This is a genomic window from uncultured Lamprocystis sp., from assembly GCF_903933125.1.
Classification (GTDB): Bacteria; Pseudomonadota; Gammaproteobacteria; order Chromatiales; family Chromatiaceae; genus Thiodictyon.
The window spans coordinates 1-17,895 of record NZ_CAIZIZ010000265.1 but is presented as its reverse complement, the minus strand read 5'-3'; the positions used below and the strand labels follow the sequence as shown (position 1 = coordinate 17,895).

Annotated in this window: 16 protein-coding genes; 5 read left to right on the top strand and 11 right to left on the bottom strand. The window is 64.8% G+C overall.

Annotated elements, in window-relative coordinates; genetic code table 11:
- Nucleotides 1-166 precede the first annotated feature (166 nt).
- Together QZY03_RS13195 and QZY03_RS13190 are read right to left on the bottom strand one after the other, a co-directional pair.
- Entirely contained in the window at nucleotides 167-2,671 is a 2,505-nt protein-coding gene (locus QZY03_RS13195; protein WP_295581723.1) for an EAL domain-containing protein, read from the bottom strand.
- 5 nt (nucleotides 2,672-2,676) lie between these two features.
- Nucleotides 2,677-3,750, bottom strand: a complete 1,074-nt coding sequence (locus QZY03_RS13190; RefSeq protein WP_295581721.1) for a spermidine/putrescine ABC transporter substrate-binding protein — start codon at nucleotides 3,748-3,750, stop codon at nucleotides 2,677-2,679.
- Nucleotides 3,751-4,121: 371 nt separating this feature from the next.
- Between QZY03_RS13190 and yajC the strand changes: the two genes are divergently transcribed.
- The 5 genes from yajC (at nucleotide 4,122) to htpX (ending at nucleotide 10,075) form a co-directional block, all read left to right on the top strand.
- The gene (gene yajC / locus QZY03_RS13185) at nucleotides 4,122-4,472 is read left to right on the top strand and encodes a preprotein translocase subunit YajC (RefSeq protein WP_295581719.1); all 351 of its coding nucleotides are present in this window, start codon (nucleotides 4,122-4,124) and stop codon (nucleotides 4,470-4,472) included.
- A gap of 149 nt (nucleotides 4,473-4,621) precedes the next feature.
- Complete coding sequence (gene secD / locus QZY03_RS13180) at nucleotides 4,622-6,478, top strand: protein translocase subunit SecD (RefSeq protein WP_295581717.1); 1,857 nt, start codon at nucleotides 4,622-4,624, stop codon at nucleotides 6,476-6,478.
- A 10-nt stretch (nucleotides 6,479-6,488) separates the two neighbouring features.
- Nucleotides 6,489-7,424 (top strand): protein translocase subunit SecF, encoded by a 936-nt coding sequence (gene secF, locus QZY03_RS13175; RefSeq protein WP_295581716.1) that lies wholly within the window; start codon nucleotides 6,489-6,491, stop codon nucleotides 7,422-7,424.
- A gap of 440 nt (nucleotides 7,425-7,864) precedes the next feature.
- Entirely contained in the window at nucleotides 7,865-8,872 is a 1,008-nt protein-coding gene (locus QZY03_RS13170) for an FAD:protein FMN transferase (RefSeq protein ID WP_295581725.1), read from the top strand.
- A 309-nt stretch (nucleotides 8,873-9,181) separates the two neighbouring features.
- Entirely contained in the window at nucleotides 9,182-10,075 is an 894-nt protein-coding gene (gene htpX, locus QZY03_RS13165; protein WP_295581714.1) for a protease HtpX, read from the top strand.
- Nucleotides 10,076-10,170: 95 nt separating this feature from the next.
- On the opposite strand, the gene QZY03_RS13160 is transcribed toward htpX, so the two are convergent.
- The 9 genes from QZY03_RS13160 to QZY03_RS13120 form a co-directional block, all read right to left on the bottom strand.
- Nucleotides 10,171-11,079 (bottom strand): peptidylprolyl isomerase, encoded by a 909-nt coding sequence (locus QZY03_RS13160; protein WP_295581712.1) that lies wholly within the window; start codon nucleotides 11,077-11,079, stop codon nucleotides 10,171-10,173.
- A gap of 109 nt (nucleotides 11,080-11,188) precedes the next feature.
- The gene (locus QZY03_RS13155; protein WP_295581710.1) at nucleotides 11,189-11,491 is read right to left on the bottom strand and encodes a YciI family protein; all 303 of its coding nucleotides are present in this window, start codon (nucleotides 11,489-11,491) and stop codon (nucleotides 11,189-11,191) included.
- 1 nt (nucleotide 11,492) lies between these two features.
- Complete coding sequence (locus QZY03_RS13150) at nucleotides 11,493-12,167, bottom strand: inner membrane-spanning protein YciB (RefSeq protein ID WP_295581709.1); 675 nt, start codon at nucleotides 12,165-12,167, stop codon at nucleotides 11,493-11,495.
- A 119-nt stretch (nucleotides 12,168-12,286) separates the two neighbouring features.
- A complete protein-coding gene (locus tag QZY03_RS13145) occupies nucleotides 12,287-12,997 on the bottom strand; it encodes an ABC transporter ATP-binding protein (protein WP_295581707.1) in 711 nt (236 codons plus the stop codon).
- A complete protein-coding gene (locus QZY03_RS13140) occupies nucleotides 12,994-13,803 on the bottom strand; it encodes an ABC transporter ATP-binding protein (RefSeq protein ID WP_295581705.1) in 810 nt (269 codons plus the stop codon). The genes QZY03_RS13145 and QZY03_RS13140 overlap by 4 nt, the downstream gene beginning before the upstream one ends.
- Nucleotides 13,787-14,914, bottom strand: a complete 1,128-nt coding sequence (locus QZY03_RS13135) for an ABC transporter ATP-binding protein (protein ID WP_295581703.1) — start codon at nucleotides 14,912-14,914, stop codon at nucleotides 13,787-13,789. Before QZY03_RS13135 ends, QZY03_RS13140 begins: the two co-directional genes overlap by 17 nt.
- A 6-nt stretch (nucleotides 14,915-14,920) precedes the next feature.
- A complete protein-coding gene (locus QZY03_RS13130; protein WP_295581701.1) occupies nucleotides 14,921-15,844 on the bottom strand; it encodes a branched-chain amino acid ABC transporter permease in 924 nt (307 codons plus the stop codon).
- Nucleotides 15,845-15,878: 34 nt separating this feature from the next.
- The gene (locus QZY03_RS13125; protein WP_295581699.1) at nucleotides 15,879-17,018 is read right to left on the bottom strand and encodes a branched-chain amino acid ABC transporter substrate-binding protein; all 1,140 of its coding nucleotides are present in this window, start codon (nucleotides 17,016-17,018) and stop codon (nucleotides 15,879-15,881) included.
- A gap of 137 nt (nucleotides 17,019-17,155) precedes the next feature.
- Entirely contained in the window at nucleotides 17,156-17,482 is a 327-nt protein-coding gene (locus QZY03_RS13120) for a BolA family transcriptional regulator (RefSeq protein ID WP_295581697.1), read from the bottom strand.
- Nucleotides 17,483-17,895 lie beyond the last annotated feature (413 nt).

The window sequence follows — 17,895 nt, the reverse complement described above, 5'->3', positions numbered from 1 at the left end:
GTCAAGAACAAGTTAAACACCATCGTTGTTTAAGGTGATTTCCGGAACACCGGATACCACCCACCATCGGCTCGGATGTAGGTGCGACGTCAGTCGCACCGATTCGGACGCAGGTGCGACTGAAGTCGCACCTACATTGACCGGTATCTAAATTGTCGGAAATCACCTAACTTGTTTCTGACGCGGTCCTAGGGCGAGACGCGCAGCTTGCCCGACGGATGATCGGCGACCCCTCGGCCTCGCGCGCGGCCATGCGCAACAGGTTCGCCGCTACCGCCGCCTCGGCGGGGCGGGCGAACCAATAGCCCTGGCCCAGATCGCAATTCAATGTACGGAGGACCGCCAACTGATCCGCCGTCTCGACCCCCTCGGCGATGACCCGCAGGTGCAGGGCATGGGCCAGGGTGATCATGGCGGTCACCAGTGTGCGATCTCCATCCACCGTGCACAGTCGGGCGACGAAGCTGCGGTCGATCTTGATGCAGTCCACGGACAATTGCTGCAGGTAGCCCAGTGAGGAGTAACCGGTGCCGAAGTCATCGATGTGGATGGCCAGTCCCAGCGCACGCAGGGCCTGAAGCCGGCCAGTGTCGTGCAGGGTCTGTTCCATCAACACCGACTCGGTAATCTCGAGATGGATGTCCGCGGCCGATAACCCATGCTCCGCCAGCAGGGTACTGACCGTCTCCGCCAGCGATTCCCGCTGAATCTGACCGCCGGAGACATTGACCGAGACCGGGACCGTCACCAGCCCGGCCAGGCGCCAGGCGGCGAGTTGACGACAGACCTCGGCCAGCACCCAGCGCCCGATCTCCCGGATCAGCCCGGTCTCCTCCGCCACCGGGATGAACTCCCCGGGCGGAACCCAACCTAAAACCTGGTTGTGCCAGCGCAGCAGGGCTTCGAAACCGGCCAGGCGCCCGTGCTCCAGGTGGACGATGGGCTGATAGTGCAGGGTGAGTTCACCGCGGCCCAGCGCCTGGCGCAACTGACTCTCCATCTGCAGGCGGGCGGCGACCCGGTGGTCCAACTCGGCGGAGAAGAAGTGCAGGGTGTTGCGACCCATGGCCTTGGCCCCGTACATGGCGAGATCCGCGCAGCGAATCAGCCCATCGGCGTCGGCGGCGTCACGCGGATAGAGGGTGATGCCGATGCTCGCGGTGACGATGTACTCGGCGCCGCCCAGGTCGCTGGGCTGCACGGCCGCGTCCAGCATAGCCTGCGCCAAATCCGCGGCTTGATCGGGGCTGCTCAGCCGGTCGGCGATGATCAGAAATTCATCGCCGCCGAAGCGGCTGAGGTGGACCCTGGACGCGGGGGGCGCCGACACGCTTTCCAGGCGCTGTGCTACGCCTCGCAACAGTTCGTCGCCTTGGTCGTGACCAAGTGCATCGTTGATCTGCTTGAAGTTATCCAGATCGAGGAACAAGACGGCCAGATACCCGTCAGCGCCCGCGGCGGCCGCGACACAGGCACCGAGCAGTTCCCGGATCAGGCGGCGATTGGGCAGGCCCGTGAGCGGGTCGTGGAAGGCGAGCAACTCGATCTGCTCCCGGCGATCCGCCAAGTCTTCACCCATGGCCCGCACCGCCGCGGCCAGGGCGCCGATCTCGTCGGCCGAGTAAACATCGATCGGTGTGCGCAGTTCGCCCGCGCCGATGCGGCCGGCCGCGTCGCGCAGGACGGCCAATGGGCGCAACACCAGACGCCGCAGCCAGGCGATCAGGACCGTGGTCAACAGCAGGACGGCAAACCCTGTCATGGTCAGGGTTGCCAGCCCCAGGCGGCGCAGGGGTGTCGCCAGGCTGTGCTCCGGCAGGGCGGCCAGGGCCAGGACGCCGGGTTCGCTGAAGCGGACCCTGACCAGCCAGGGACTGTCGTCCCAGGTCCTGATCCCCGCGGCCCGGGACCCGCTCCGATCGGAGTGCGCGGACACCGGGTCAGAATGCAGCAGTGCCGACGGCAGTTGGCGGCCGGCCCAGATGCCGCTGGAGTCGAACAGGACCTCGCCGCCGGGAAATGCCAGGATCAGGCGGCCGGACGCGGCGACGGGGAGCGCACTCAGCCGCTCGAAAAGTGGCGCCAATGCGACGCGCAGGACCAGATAGCCGCGGGTACGCAGGGTGTCGTCCGCCCGCGTCAGGTAGTGATCGGCCAACGCGATACGGCGGTAGACATGCAGCGCACCGCCGCCCCCGGCCTCCAGGCTCAGCGTCACTTTGATCGGTTCGGGGTCAGCCTGGACCAACGCAAACCCCGGCTCCTGGCCCGCCGCCAACTGATCGGGCAGGTCGCTCGCCGCCACCCGGATGTCCGTGGTCCCGTCCGGACGCAGCAAGCGAATCTCCTGATACTCCGGATAGGCAGCACGGTATTGATAGAAGAGCTTGAGCAGCGGGGCCTGCAACAGCTCGGTCCGCTCCTGATCGTCCGCGGCGCGGACATACCGCTCCACCGGGCCGGCGGCGGCGAACAGTGCGCTGTTGGCCTGTGCCGCATCCATCAGGTCGTGCAGACCTTGGGTTGCCATGTCCAGAGCCGTATCCAGGGATTGGACCGCCGTGTCTTCCAGATCCTGACGCAGTGCGTCATAGGACACCCAGCCCAGTGCCAGCACCGGCCCCGCCACCAGGGGAACCAGCACCAGGGCGAGTTTGAGCTGGAGGCGCACCGCCCTCAGCCCCCGTGCACCAGGGCCGCATAGGCCCGCATTCGTGCGCTCACCGCCGGTGCCGGCAGCCGGGCATAGGACTCACAACGCGCGAGTGTGCCAGGGTTCGGATACACCAGCGGATCCTGAAGGAATGCCGGCGGCAGCAGGCCCTCGGCGGCCAGGTTGGGCGTGGCATAGTTGAGGTCGCGGGCGTTGCGGGCCGCGATCTCGGGGCGATTGAGAAAGTCAAGGAAGGCCGCGGCCAGCGCCGGGTGAGCGCTCCGGGCGGCCACCGCCAGGAAGTCCAGCCACAGGGCGCCGCCTTCGCGCGGAACCACGTAGGCGACCTGATCGTTGCGGTCGATCAGCGCGGCGGCATCACCGTTGAAGGAAACAGCGGCGGCGACCTGCCCGGTCAACAGCTCGGATTGGGCGTCCGCGGCCAGGGCGCCGTAGCGGAGCACCGCGGGCCGCTGCGCTCTCAGCAGATCAGCCGCGGCCTGGATCTGGGCGGCGTCGCTGGTGTTCATCGAGAACCCCAGGGCCTTGAGCGCGACCGCGAACAGGTCGAAATGATCGGCGATCATCAGGATACGCCCGCGCAACGCCGGATCGGGACGCAACAGGTCGAGCCAGGAGTCCAACTCGCGGCCCACCAGATCGCGGCGATAGACGATCCCCATGGTCCCCCACAGGTAGGGGAGCCCGTAATCGCGACTGCCGGGATAGGCGCTCTCCCAGCGCGGGTCGATGTGGCGCCGATGGGGGATCGCGGTCGGGTCCAGCGGTTTGAGCCAACCGTGTTCACGATAAATCTCCAGGGCGTTGCTGTCGACCAGCAGGACGTCGAAGCCCGCCCCGTCCGTCCCGCTCAGCACCTGGTCGCGGGCATCATCGGTTTCAAAATAGACCTGACGGACCCGGGCGCCGGACGCGGCCTCGAATGCCTCGATGACTGCCGGCGAAAGATAGTCGGGCCAATTGAAGACGACCAGCTCCGGACCCGCGGCAGCACCCTCCGCGGCGACGACCGAGGGTCCGGTCAGAGCGGTGAATACCAGCAGCAGGACGAGCAAAGGCAGGGCGGACCGTCGCATGGGTGTTCTCGGGGAGCGGGCGGCTACATCAGTGGGCGCGCTTGCGCGGTAAACTCCTGGCGGCAGGACATGGCCGGCGGAACGACCGCCGCGGGCACGAATCCGGATCGGGACGCGGTGACGGCATCGGCCCGGCTCCCCGACGCCCGCGCGTCGGGTCCGGCGACAACAGCGATGCCGATCGACAGCGTCCCATCGTGCCGATCATAGCACCCCGCAAAAACCGGAACTGCGGCCCGCGTTCCAGTGATCGCAAACAGGAAGGCGCGCGATTTTGCCGGTGCTATGACATAATGCATGGCTGATTTTATCCGGGTTTGTGCTGCCCGCCCAAGCCATTCAATCTTCTGCAACCACAGGGATACCCTTAGATGAGCCTCTTGATCTCCGACGCCATGGCCCAGGATGCGGCAACCGCCGCCTCCGCCGTGACCGACCCGCTGCTGAGCCTGCTGCCGCTCGTCCTCTTCGGTGTCGTCTTCTATTTTCTGCTGATCCGGCCCCAGGCCAAGCGCCAGAAAGAACACAAACGCATGATCGATGCCCTGACCAAGGGTGACGAGGTGGTGACCATGGGCGGCATCGCCGGACGGATCACCGATTTGGGCGACAACTTCGTCCAGGTGGAGATCGCCGACGGCGTCCCCAACGGCGTCCAAGTTAAAGTCCGCCGCGCCGCGATCGAGGCGGTGCTGCCCAAGGGTTCACTCAAGGACCTCTAACCGGAGTCTCGCGGACGCGTGGAGGCCCGTTGCGTGCTTCCACCGTTCATCAGCTGCTGCCGGCCAGTTCCAGTTTCAGCGTCGGTACGGCGCAACCCCGGCCCGGCGCCGCGCGACCCTCCCCCGCCGCGCAAGCGATTGGAAATGCGATGAACCAATATCCCCTGTGGAAAAACCTGCTGATCCTGGGAACCCTCCTGGCCGGCCTGGTGCTGGCCCTGCCGAACCTGTTCTCTCAGGACCCATCCATCGAGATCTCGGCCGCCCGTAAGGCGACGATGACCGCCGCCGGCAGCGATGAGATCCGTGCCGCCCTGGAGAACGCCAAGGTCCCGTTCAAGCGGATCGACACGCTGGAAGGCGGCAAACTCCTGGTCCGATTCAACGCCTCCGGCGACCAGTTGCGCGGCCAGGAGGTGATCGAAAACACCCTCTCGGACCGCTACCGCGGCGCCCTGACGATCTCCGCCGACCTGCCTGGCGTGGTTCGCGCGCTGGGCCTCAAGCCCATGAATCTGGGGCTTGATCTGCGCGGCGGCATCTATGTGCTGATCGACGTGGACATGGAGTCCGCGGTGGATCAGTCGCTGGAACGCTATGTCGAGGACATCCGCACCCAGTTGCGCGACGCCAAGGTGCGCTATCTGACAGTCGGCCGCGAACAGGGCAAGGTCGTCGTCAAGTTCGCCGAAGCCGCGGCGCGTGACGCGGGCCAGAAAGTGATTGCCAAGGAATTCCGCGACCTCGTCATGGCCTCGGTGGATGAAGGCGGGGCTTTCCTGATCACCTTGGCCCTGACGCCGGTCCAGCAGAAAGAGATCCAGGACTTCGCACTCCAGCAGAACGTCACGACCCTGCGTAACCGGGTGAACGCCCTGGGTGTGGCCGAGCCCAACATCGCCCGCCAGGGTGACCGGCGCATCGTCGTCCAGTTGCCGGGAGCCCAGGACCCGGGTCGGCTGAAGGAGATTCTCGGCGCCACCGCCACCCTGGAGTATCGCCTGGTCGATACGGAAGGCAGCGCAACGGATGCGGAGGCCGGGCGGGTCCCGGTCGGCAGCCGGCTCTACCACGACCGCGAAGGCCGCCCCGTGCTCCTGAAACGGCGGGTGATCGTCACCGGTGATCAGATCACCGATGCCGCCTCGGGGTTCGACGCACAGAGCGGCACGCCGATGGTCTCGGTCAATCTGGACGGACCCGGCGGGCGGCGCATGCGGGATGTGACCACCGAGAACGTGGGTAAGCCCATGGCCGTGGTGTTCATCGAGAACCGCACCACCACCCAACAGGTGGACGGCAAGCCGGTGAAGCGTACCGAGAAGGTCGAGGAGGTGATCAGCGTTGCCAACATCCGCGAGCCCTTCGGCAAGCGCTTCCAGACCACCGGCCTCGACTCGTCCGAAGAGGCCCACAACCTGGCCCTGTTGCTGCGCGCCGGCGCGCTGGCCGCGCCGATCCAAATCGTGGAGGAGCGCACCGTGGGTCCCAGCCTGGGCCAGGACAATATCGATCAGGGCATGCTGTCGGTGGCCATCGGCTTTCTCGCCGTGGTGGTCTTCATGGCCTTCTATTACAGTTGGTTCGGGGTGGTCGCCAATGTGGTGCTACTGCTGAATCTGGTGCTGATCGTGGCGGTCATGGGCCTGCTGGGAGCCACCCTGACCATGCCCGGCATCGCCGGCATGGTCCTCACCATCGGTATGGCGGTGGACGCCAACGTGCTGATCTTCGAGCGGATGCGCGAGGAGATTCGCAACGGCAACTCGCCCCAGGCAAGCATCGCGGCGGGCTACGACAAGGCCCTGTCTTCCATCATCGACGCCAATGTCACCACCCTGATCGCCGCGGTGGTCCTGTTCAGCTTCGGTACCGGCCCCATCAAGGGTTTCGCGGTCACCCTCACCGTGGGTCTGATCGCTTCCATGTTTACCGCCATCACCTGCTCGCGCGCCATGATCAATTGGTACTGGGGCGGCCGGCGGTTGAAGAGCTTGCCCGTCTGAGGGATCTACCATGCGTCAGATCAACTTCCCCAATCTCGACTACATGTCCCAGCGCTGGAAGGCGCTGGTTTTCTCGGGTGTGCTCATCGGCATCACCTTCATCTCGCTGGCGGTGCAGGGGCTGAACCTCGGGCTGGACTTCACCGGCGGTACCGTCATCGAGGTGGGGTTTCAGGAACCGACCGTCATCGCCGATCTCAGCGGCGCCCTGGAAGCGGGCGGACTGACCGGCATCACGGTGCAGCACTTCGGCAGCACGCGCGACGTGCTGCTGCGCATTCCCCCCAGCGGCGAGACCAATAACGCGGCCTTGAGCCAGAAGGTCTTCGATACGCTCTCGGCGGCCGCGGACGGGAAGGCGGAACTGCGGCGGGTAGAGTTCGTCGGCCCTCAGGTCGGCGAGGAATTGACCGAACAGGGCGGGCTTGCCGTGCTGTATTCGGTCTTCGGTATCCTGATCTATGTCGCGCTGCGCTTCGAGTGGCGCTTCTCGTTAGGCGCCGTGGCCGCGACCGTCCATGACGCGATCGTCACGCTCGGCTTCTTCTCACTTTTTCAGCTTGAGTTCGATCTCAATGTGTTGGCCTCGATCCTGACCGTCATCGGCTATTCGCTGAATGACACCATCGTGGTGTTCGACCGGGTGCGCGAGAACTTCCGCAAGGTGCGTAAGGGCACCCCGCTCGAGATCATGAATCAGTCGGTCAACGAGACCATGTCGCGTACCGTCATCACTGCCGGCACCGTCTTCCTGGTGGTCGTGGCGCTCTATCTGTTCGGCGGCGAGACCTTGCGCGGGTTCTCCTTAGCGCTGATCGTGGGCGTCATCTCGGGTACCTATTCCACCATCTATATCGCGAGCAACGTGGCGGTCCTGCTCGGTGTGAGTCGCCAGGATCTGATGCCGACACCTAAGGAAGGACCTGAGGTGGATGCCCGGCCCTGAACACTATTTAGACAACCTTTCGCCTCTCGGTCGTTGTCGTTGTCGTTGTCGTTGTCGTTGTCGTTGTCGTTGTCGTTGTCGTAATCGGAGAGGGCGTAGAAAGCCGCCAGGCGTTGGGTGTGGGAGAGTGCGGGGCGCTAGGCCTCGATCAAGATTCCGGTCACTTGGGCTCGCCGGGTGCGTAGTCAGGCCATCCTGGCCTGACACCGTCAGGGCTGGAAGCCCTGACTACGCGTGGCCGGGCGTTAAGGTGATTTCCGGAACACCGGATACCACCAACCATCGGCTCGGATGTAGGTGCGACTTCAGTCGCACCGATTCAGATGCATAAGAGAAACGAAGCCCACCGGAGGTACCTGGTTGTGAATTCAGCAACATCCGGTAAGCCCGCCAAGTTCTTCGGTCGTCGCGGAGCTAGACGGCGGCTGATCCAGGGAGGGATGGCGCTGCTGTGCAGCGCGCTCGCTGCCTGTGGTCCGACGCCGGCGCCCCAGATCGAAGTGACCGGCCCCACGATGGGGACCTACTACGCGGTCAAGGTGGTGCAGCCCCCGGCGGGGTTGGACGCGGCGGCACTGCGCGCCGGGGTCGAGCAGGTGCTCGCCGCGGTCATCGCCGAGATCTCGACCTATGAGTCGGAGTCCGAGCTGTCACGCTTGAACCGCAACTCCAGTACCGACTGGGTTCCGGTCTCCGCCAACCTCTACCTGGTGATCGCCGCCGGCCAGCGGATCAGTGCGCTGAGCGGCGGCGCCTTCGACGTGACGGTGGGGCCGCTGGTAAACCTCTGGGGTTTCGGACCCGAGGAGCGGCTGGACGCGATACCAGCGCCCGAACAGGTCCGGGCGGCGTTGGAGCGGGTCGGCTACGGCAAGCTTGAACTGCGCGCCGACCCGCCGGCCCTGCGCAAGCAGCGCGGGGATATCTACATCGACCTCTCGGCCTTGGGTGAAGGTTACGGGGCGGATCGGCTCGCGGCCTATCTGGATGGCGTGGGGGCGACCCACTACATGGCGGCTATCGCCGGGACCATGCGGGTGCGCGGGACCAACGCCAAGGGGCAGCCCTGGGGCATCGCCGTCGAGCAGCCGACTCCTGGACAACAAAGGGTTCAACGCATCCTGCCGATCACGGATCAAGCCGTCTCGACCTCAGGAGACTACCGCAATTTCTTTGAGGTCGACGGTCAGCGTTTCTCGCATCATATCGACCCCAAGACCGGTGCTCCAGTCGCCCAGCGATTGGCGTCGACCACCGTGATCCATCCTGCCGGGGCGGACAGCGCCATGATGGCCGACGGGTTCGCCACCGCCCTGCTGGTGCTGGGCGAACAGCGCGGACCGGCCCTGGCGGAGTCGCAGCGCATTGCCGCCTATTTCATCATCCGTGAAGAGGCGGGTTTCCGCGAAGCGACCAGCACGGCATTCGAGCGGTTGCGAGCACCCTGAACCAGGTGCTCCGTCGATGCAGCCCTGGGTTCCTCTGAGCCTGTCCCCATGTTGCCGGCCACGATCGCCGTTCCGGCCAAAGCGATCCGCGGAATATTGTCCACAGATGTCACAGATGAACACAGATGAAGAAGAACATCTGTGTTCATCTGTGACATCTGTGGATAGAATTTCCGCCCCAAAGCCTCAGCGGACGCTGGCTGGAGCGATCACGGCCATTTTCCGGCAGATCCATTCTGCGATTGCGCGCGACCTGCCTTGAGGGCATGGTATGCGTGCCTTTGTAATCACCCCATGGGAGTCTCGACCATGATGCGTATTCTCTTGTTTCTCGGTACCAACATCGCCGTGCTGATCGTCATCAGCCTGGTTTTCCGACTGTTTGGCCTGGACAGCGCGCTTCAGGCCGGCGGCGGTATCAACATGACGTCGCTGCTGGTGATGGCGGCGATCATCGGCTTTTCAGGTTCTTTGATCTCGCTCTTCCTGTCCAAGTTCATGGCGAAGCGCAGCATGGGGGTCCAGATCATCGATCAGCCGACGACCCCCTTCGAGCACTGGCTGCTGGACACGGTCGCCCGCCAGGCGCAGCAGGCGGGAATCCAGATGCCCGAGGTCGGCATCTTCGACACACCGGACCCCAATGCCTTCGCTACCGGCTGGAACCGCAATGCGGCTCTGGTCGCCGTCAGCACCGGGCTTCTGCAGACCATGACCAAGGACGAGGTGGAAGCCGTCGTCGGTCACGAGATCAGCCATGTGGCCAATGGCGACATGGTGACCCTGGCCCTGATTCAGGGGGTGGTGAACACCTTCGTGGTGTTCCTGTCACGCATCATCGGAAGCCTGGTGGACTCGGCCTTGCGCGGCCCGAATGACGATCGCTCGGGACCCGGTATCGGCTACTTTATCACCTCGATCATCGCCGAAATCCTGCTGTCCTTCCTCGCGACCATGATTGTGATGTGGTTCTCCCGCTATCGCGAGTTCCATGCCGATGCGGGTGGGGCACGTTTGACCAGCCGGCACCAGATGGCGGATGCCCTGCGTGCCCTGCAACGCATCCACGAGCCACGCGACTTGCCGGCCGGGGAATTTGCCGCGTTCGGGATCTCCGGACGCATCGGCGGGGGTCTTCAGGCCCTGTTCATGAGCCACCCGCCGCTGGAGCAGCGGATCGCGGCCCTGGAGTCGGGCGTCTGACCAGACTCTTGATGTAGGGGCGGGTTTGAAACCCGCCCCTACCTCCCTCCGGTTTTCACGTTCGACGGCAATGTCAGACGGGACTTTCGCCGCTGTTACTTCTTATCCTTCTTCTCCTCGTCCTTCTTGGCAGGCGCAGCGGCCTCATCGGTCTTGGGCGCAACCTTCACGACTTGTTCGTTGAGGTCGACCATGGCCCCATCGCGCAGCTTACTCATCTCTTGCCCGAGTTTCTGGCGCTGTACCAGGGCGGTGAGTTGGGGCTTGGCGTCTTCGAATTTCGGTGGCTCGGCGGTACGGGTCTCCTGAAGGTTGATGACATGCCAGCCGAACTGGGTTTGCACCGGCTCCTTCGTGTAGGTTCCCGCCTTCATCTTGGCCACTGCTTCGGCAAACGGCTTGACCATCTGGTCGGCATTGAACCAGTCGAGGTCGCCGCCATTCTTACCCGTCGGACCCTCTGATTTCTTTTTGGCCAACTCACCGAAATCCGCGCCCTTGTCCAATTCCTTGATGACCTTTTTGGCCTCAGCCTCCTCCTTGACCAGGATATGGCGGGCCTTGTACTCGGTGCGGGTGGCGTTCTTCTTGACCTCGTCGTAGGCCTTCTTCAACTCGTCATCCGTCACCTGAATGCCACGCGCCATATCAGCCAGGGCCGCGTTCGACAGGACCTTCAGGCGCTGGACTTCGAGCGCGGCGGTCACGTCCGGGGCATCCTGGAGCTTGCGCTTCTGCGCTTCCTGGGCCGCGACCACCATGGTCATGAATTCATTGAACGCCTGTTGCTGAAAGGCCGGGTCGTTTTCACCCTGAGCCTCCTGTAGCCGCTCCATGAAGAACATGCGAAACACGTCCAGCGGATAGGCCACACCGTTGACGGTGGCGATGGTGACGTTTGCCGGGAGCGCCGCCGCATCAGCGGCCGGGGCCTTGTCTTCCGCCAAGCAGAGACCAGAAGCCAGCAGGGCACTGATCAGCAGAGATACGCGAGTCTTGAGCATTGCTTGAAGTTCCATCAGTTGATAGCGATTGGTGATTGGAGCCAGGTCCGTGGAACCTGCGTCCACAAGTTCTACGGGTCCGTCGTCAGTCGGGAAATGAAGATCCGGCTCAGGCCGGAAAGACCTGTTTGAACGGCTTGACCTGGACCTGCGCATAGACGCCGGCAGCGACATAGGGATCAGCGCCGGCCCAGGCTTCGGCCGCCTGCACGTCGGGAAACTCGGCGACGATCAGTGAGCCGGTGAATCCGGCCGGTCCTGGGTCAGGGCTGTCGATCGCCGGATGAGGGCCAGCAAGAATCAGGCGACCCGCGTCCTGCAGGGCGTGCAGCCGCTCCAGATGGGCCGGGCGGGCTTGCAGGCGGGCCGCAAGACTTTCGGGATGATCAGCAGCGATGATGGCATAGAGCACGTTAGTCGGCCTCCGCGGCCGTGGGTTCGTCCTTCATATGGCGCGCCAGATAAAGGGCCTGGGCAATGACGAAGAGGATGGTCATCCCCATCATACCGAACAGTTTGAAGTTGACCCAGACCTCTTCCCGGCCCTGGGCATCGTTACAGAGTGCCAGCAGGTCGCCCGCGTACTGGGCAGCGCAGGTGCTCAGATCAATGGATGTGCTGCCGGTTGCCTGGATCAAGGCCTGCTGGGCCTGATAGAAACCGCTGGCCCAATAGACCACGAGCAGATTGGCGATCCCCGACACGAGAAAGAACAGCACCCAGGCCCAGTTCAATCGCGTCCAGATGGAGGACGGCACCACGACCGCGTGCCCCATCATGCGTTCGGTCAGCGGTCGCCCGCCGATCCACTGGCTGCCCAGGAAAACGGCGGCGAACAGCCAATTGACAATCGTCGGTTTCCACATGACGAAGATCGGGTCATGCAGAGCAATGGTCAAGCCGCCAAAGACCACCAGCAGGCCCAGAGTCGCCAGGTGCATCCGCTCCACGCGGCGGCGGCGCAGCCAGACCCAGCCGACCTGAATGGCGGCAGCACCGATCGCCACACCGGTGGCCCAGTAGATGCCGGCGAACTTGTAGGCGACGAAGAAGAGAATGATCGGGAGCAGATCGAATACGAACTTCATATTCCGGGTTCTGATAGGGTTACGGTCGTGCCAAGCTTCCGGCACCGTGTCGGGATGCGGAGCATAAGACCTTGGGAAAAATTGGTAAAGTCGGGATTTCGCGCCCCGCTGAGCGGTGCTCAGGCACCGAGATACGCGGCACGGACCCTGGGACTGGCAAGCAGGGCCGCCGCGTCGTCCTGGTGGACGATGCACCCGCCCTCCAGAACGTAACCGCGACGGCTGGATTCCAGGGCCAGACGGGCGTTCTGTTCGACCAGGAGCAGCGTCATGCCCGCAGCGGCGATCAAGCGAATCGTCTCGAAAATCTTCTGCACCGCCAGCGGGGCGAGCCCCATGCTGGGCTCATCGAGCAGCAACAGGCGCGGCCGACTCATCAGCGCGCGGCCCAGACTGAGCATCTGTTGCTCACCCCCGGATAGAGTTCCCCCGGTCTGAGAGCGACGCTCGTAGAGGCGCGGAAAGAGACCGTAGACGTGCTCCAGGTCGGCGCTGATCTCCGCCCGGTCCCGGCGGCTGTAAGCCCCCATGTCCAGGTTCTCGGCGACCGTGAGGCGGGGGAAGACGCCGCGACCCTCGGGGACCAGGCTGATCCCGATTCGCGCCCGCGCGTGCACCGGCAGGTCGGTGACCTCGGAGCCCGCGTAACGGATTGACCCGGACGCCGCGGGCAGCAGGCCGGCCAGCGCCCGCAACGTGGTGGTCTTGCCGGCCCCATTGGCGCCGATCAGGCAGACCACTTCCCCTTCCTCGACCTGCAGGTCGATCCCCTTGACGGCGCGAATACCGCCGTAGTGCACCGCGAGTCCCTGGACCTCGAGCAAGCTCATGCCGCACCGGCTCCCAGGTAAGCCTCGATCACGGCCGGATCACGCTGCACCTGCGCCGGCGGACCGTCGGCGATCTTACGACCGTAATCGAGCACCGCCACCCGGTCGCACAAGCCCATCATCAGCCGGACATCGTGCTCGATCAGCAGCAGTGTCACACCGCGCTCGCGGATTGTCTCCAGCAGGCCCTTCAGCGCCGCGGTCTCGGTATGGTTCATGCCTGCCGCGGGCTCATCGAGCGCCAGAAGTTTCGGTTCGGTGGCCAGTGCGCGCGCAATCTCCAGGCGCCGCTGGTCACCGTAGGGGAGATGGCGGGCGAGCTGGTCGGCGCGTCCGGCGAGCCCCACACGCTCCAGCAGGTCCAGTGAACGCTCGCGGATGGACCGCTCCTCGGCCCGTGTCCGCGGGCCGCGCAATACCGCGCCCAGAACCCCGGCATGGGTGCGGACATGCCGCCCGACCATCACGTTCTCCAGCACGCTCATGTTGGCGAACAGCCGGATATTCTGAAAAGTACGGGCCAGCCCCAAGGCCGCCACCGCGTGTGGTTTGAGCCCGGCCAGCGGCCGGCCCTCCAGGTGAACAGTCCCGGCACTGGGGTGATAGAGCCCGGTGAAACAGTTGAACAGAGTGGTCTTACCCGCCCCATTGGGGCCGATCAGACCGACGATCTCGCCGACCTGGACGTTGATTGACACCTCGCTGAGCGCGGTCAGGCCGCCAAAGCGTTTGGTCACCGCCCGCGCGGCGAGCAGCGGCTCCCCGCCCCCGCCCCCGCCGCGGTCCTGATCAGCGCTCGGCGTCATAGAGCGACTCCTGTTCCTGCCGGACCTGGTCGGGATTGTCCGGCCGCAGTTCCCGCGCCCGCATCGGCGACGGCCACAACCCCTGGGGCCGGAACAGCATGACCAGCACCAGGGCCACACCAAAGAGCAGCATGCGCAGATCCGCGGGGTCGACCGCCACGCGTCCGATCAGCTCCTGTTGCAGCGGCCCCACGTAACGCAACGCTTCCGGCAGCATGGTCAGCAGGACCGCCCCCAGGATCACCCCCGGAATATGACCCATGCCCCCCAGCACCACCATGCACAGGATCATGATGGATTCCATCAGGGTGAATGACTCGGGACTCACAAATCCCTGGAAGGCCGCGAAGAGCCCGCCGCCCAGGCCACCGAAGGTCGCTCCCATGGCGAACGCCAGCAGTTTGACGTTGCGGGTATGGATGCCCATGGCCTCGGCCGCCACCTCATCCTCGCGAATCGCCGCCCAGGCGCGCCCGATCCGCGAGTGCTGGAGCCGGATCGCCGCGAAGATCACGAACAGCGTCAGCCCCAGGAACAGATAGTAATGGGCGTGGGGGCCGGAGAGCTGGACACCGAGAATCTCGATCGGACGGGTGAGCGCATGGCCGCCGATGCGCACCGGGTCGATCATGTTGATGCCCTGGGGGCCGTTGGTCACGTTCACCGGGGCATTGAGGTTATTGAGAAAAATCCGAATGATCTCACCGAAACCCAGGGTCACGATAGCCAGATAGTCGCCGCGCAGGCGCAGGGTGGGAGTGCCCAGCAGAACGCCGAAGAAACAGGCGATCCCGGCACCCATCGGCAGCAGGGCCCAGAAGGGCAGATGCAGTCCGAACTGCGGCGACGCGAGGATGGCATAGAAATAGGCGCCCACCGCATAGAACGCGACATAGCCCAGATCCAGCAGCCCGGCGAAACCCACCACAATGTTGAGACCCAGCGCCAACATCACATAGAGCATCGCGAAATCGAGGATGCGCACCCAGGTCCGCCCCAGGCCCGCCTCGACCAGGAACGGCAGGGCGATCAGCAGCACCGCCAGGACGCCAAAGGCGGCCCAGGCCATGCGCCGGTCCCGGTACAGTGGGTCAGGCAGTAATCCGATCATGCTGAATCAAGCACGATCCGCCACGCGCTCGCCCAGGAGCCCGGAGGGCCGGAAGGTGAGCACCAGGATCAGGATCAGAAACGCGAAGATGTCCTGGTAGTGGCTGCCCAGAAAGCCCCCGGTCAAGTCGCCGATATAACCCGCCCCCAGGCTTTCGATCACCCCCAGCAGCAAACCGCCAAGCAGGGCGCCGGGAATATTGCCGATCCCCCCGAGCACGGCCGCGCTGAAGGCTTTCAGCCCCAGGATGAACCCCATGTTGTAATGGGCAATGCCGTAATAGGAGGCGATCAGCAGCCCGGCCACCGCCGCCAGCGCCGACCCCACGATGAAGGTGGCGGCGATCACCCGATTGACATCCACGCCCATCAGCCCCGCCACCTCGCGGTTCTGGGCGGTCGCACGCATGGCGCGGCCGAGACGGGTCCGGTTCACCAGCAACAGCAACCCGCCCATGGTCAGCGCGGCCACGACGAAAATGAGGATCTGCACATTGCTCACCGTGGCCCCAAGCACATCGTAGACCTGGACCTCGATCACCGGCGGGAACGACAAATACTGCCGACCCCAAAAGATCATGGCCAGATTCTGAAGGACAATGGAGACCCCGATCGCCGTGATCAACGGGGCCAGTCGCGGGGCATTGCGCAGGGGCCGGTAGGCGACCCGCTCCACCAGAACGCCGGTCACCACGCACACCACCACCGCCGCGGCCAGCGCCAGCGGCAGCGCCAGCGCGACCGGCACCCCGGCGGCGGTGAGCGCGGCGAGCACACTCACCGACACCATGGCCCCGACCATTACGATCTCGCCATGGGCGAAATTGATCAGTTCCAGGATGCCGTAGACCATGGTGTACCCCAGGGCCACCAAGGCATAGAGGCTGCCCAGGATCAATCCGTTGATGAGTTGCTGCAGCAGGACGTCCATCGGTGATCGGCCGGGGCTGGCGTGCGCGCGCCGGCTACTTTGCCGCGGGTCCGCCGATGGTCTCGACCGGCTGCCATTGGCCGCTCTTCACTTGATAGAGCGTCACCGGACCGTCGCGCAGATCGCCCTTCGCGTCGAAGGCGATCGGGCCGATCACCCCATCGAGTTGGGTCTTGGCGAGTTCCGGCAGGTACTGCTTGGGCTCGGCCGAGCCGGCACGCAGCATGGCCTGGATCAGCACCACCGCGGAATCGTGCGAGAAGGGAGCGTAAATCTGCACCTTGCCGAAGCGCTCACCGAAACGTTTGGTGAAATCGGCACCGCCCGGCATCTGTTCGAGCGGCAGACCGGGCGAGGACCCGATGGCGCCCTGCGCGGCCGGCCCGGCGAGCTTGATGAACTCGGCCGACTGCATCCCGTCACCGCCCATGAACGGCGTTTTCATGCCGAGGGTGCGCATCTGGCGCACCATGGGGGCGGCCTGGGGGTCCATGCCGCCGAAGACCACCACATCGGGCCGCTTGGACTTCAGCGAGGTCAGGATGGCGGTGAAATCGGTGGACTTGTCGGTCGTATATTCGCGTCCGACGACCTTGCCGCCGGAGGCCTCGACGCTTTTCACCACCTCATCGATCAGCCCCTGACCGTAGGCGGTGCGGTCGTCGACCACCACCACCCGCTTGCCCAACCGCGTCGCATACTGACCCAGGGCCTTACCCTGCTGGGAATCGTTGGCCATGAGCCGGTAAGTGGTGTCGAACCCTTGATTGGTATAGGCGACCGCGGTGGAGGCCGGCGACACTTGCGGTACGCCGTTTTCGGCATAGATGCGGGACGCCGGGATGCTGGCTCCTGAATTCAGGTGTCCGACCACCCCCTTGACGCCCTCGTCCACCAGTTTCTGGGCGACCACGGTCGCCGTCTTCGGGTCCGCCTGATCATCTTCCACCAAGAGCACGAACTGTACCGGCTGGCCGCCGATGGTCGGCGTGGACGCGTTGATGGTGTCCACCGCGAGGCGCGCACCGTTTTCAATATCCTTGCCGAGGTGTGCCTGAGGCCCGGTCAAGGGGGCCACACACCCGATCTCGATCGTCTCGGCGGCGGTCAACCACGCCGGCATCGACCAGGATGCGGCGCCGAGAACTAAAGTGATCAATAACTTGGAAGTCATGGGTCTACTCCGGATGGCAGTCGGCAAGGTTGACAAAGGCGGGCCACGGCAGCGCATCCGACGATCGCCGCCGCACGGGGATCCTGCTGGACGGGCATATTACCAATAGAACGCCTGCAACACCTTGGTGATGTGGGTCAGGCCGCGGACGCGCTCTTGGACCCGCCGAGACACAGGGGTGATTCCGGAGCCGCACCGCCCTTGGCTAGCCACTCATCCGGGGTCCAGGCATGCAGGGCCAAGGCGTGCAGCCCTTGGTCGAACTCGTCGCGCAGCAGTCGGTTCAGCGTCCGGTGACGGGCGACCAGTCCCTGACCGGCAAACTGATCGCTGACCACCAGAAGTTTGAAGTGCGACTCGGCCCCCGCGGGCACCGCGTGCATGTGACTCTCATCCACCACCTCCAGATGCAGCGGGGTCAGGGCCGTGGTTACAGCGGACTCGATACGGTCGTGTCGATTCATGGGGGTACTCTCGGTGGGTCGGCATGACAGCGGTGCATGACCGGCAAGGTTCGGTGAAGCGGGGTTTCCGGGGCGCGCACTGGTGGGTCGGCGCGGCGCTGCACCCGGTTGGGCGAAACGTGAGGCCGACACGGCCACTCGGCAAGCCGTCGCTTGGCAGCCCCGAAACTAGTCGGGTGCCCTCTCGCTGCACGCCGCTGGTACCGGTACTGCCTGGTTGACCGGTGGCCAAACGGTGGCGATTGGCACTGATCGCCCGCAGGTTGCCAGCGCTCGACTTTGGCCATTTTAGGCGATCTCGATCATCGTGCCAGCCGCGACCGGCAATCGCGGGGCGCGGGTCCGCACGACGGACCCTGGGGGGACCACGGAACCAACCCGTCAGGCCCGCGGGCGGCCCCGGCGCGGCGGCG

Bases quoted from the DNA above. Each gene is read 5' to 3' on its own strand.
- QZY03_RS13190 (WP_295581721.1), bottom strand. From the start codon at position 3,750: ATGCGACGGTCCGCCCTGCCTTTGCTCGTCCTGCTGCTGGTATTCACC.
- yajC (WP_295581719.1), top strand. From the start codon at position 4,122: ATGAGCCTCTTGATCTCCGACGCCATGGCCCAGGATGCGGCAACCGCC.
- secD (WP_295581717.1), top strand. From the start codon at position 4,622: ATGAACCAATATCCCCTGTGGAAAAACCTGCTGATCCTGGGAACCCTC.
- secF (WP_295581716.1), top strand. From the start codon at position 6,489: ATGCGTCAGATCAACTTCCCCAATCTCGACTACATGTCCCAGCGCTGG.
- QZY03_RS13170 (WP_295581725.1), top strand. From the start codon at position 7,865: ATGGCGCTGCTGTGCAGCGCGCTCGCTGCCTGTGGTCCGACGCCGGCG.
- htpX (WP_295581714.1), top strand. From the start codon at position 9,182: ATGATGCGTATTCTCTTGTTTCTCGGTACCAACATCGCCGTGCTGATC.
- QZY03_RS13160 (WP_295581712.1), bottom strand. From the start codon at position 11,079: ATGCTCAAGACTCGCGTATCTCTGCTGATCAGTGCCCTGCTGGCTTCT.
- QZY03_RS13150 (WP_295581709.1), bottom strand. From the start codon at position 12,167: ATGAAGTTCGTATTCGATCTGCTCCCGATCATTCTCTTCTTCGTCGCC.
- QZY03_RS13145 (WP_295581707.1), bottom strand. From the start codon at position 12,997: ATGAGCTTGCTCGAGGTCCAGGGACTCGCGGTGCACTACGGCGGTATT.
- QZY03_RS13140 (WP_295581705.1), bottom strand. From the start codon at position 13,803: ATGACGCCGAGCGCTGATCAGGACCGCGGCGGGGGCGGGGGCGGGGAG.
- QZY03_RS13135 (WP_295581703.1), bottom strand. From the start codon at position 14,914: ATGATCGGATTACTGCCTGACCCACTGTACCGGGACCGGCGCATGGCC.
- QZY03_RS13130 (WP_295581701.1), bottom strand. From the start codon at position 15,844: ATGGACGTCCTGCTGCAGCAACTCATCAACGGATTGATCCTGGGCAGC.
- QZY03_RS13125 (WP_295581699.1), bottom strand. From the start codon at position 17,018: ATGACTTCCAAGTTATTGATCACTTTAGTTCTCGGCGCCGCATCCTGG.
- QZY03_RS13120 (WP_295581697.1), bottom strand. From the start codon at position 17,482: ATGAATCGACACGACCGTATCGAGTCCGCTGTAACCACGGCCCTGACC.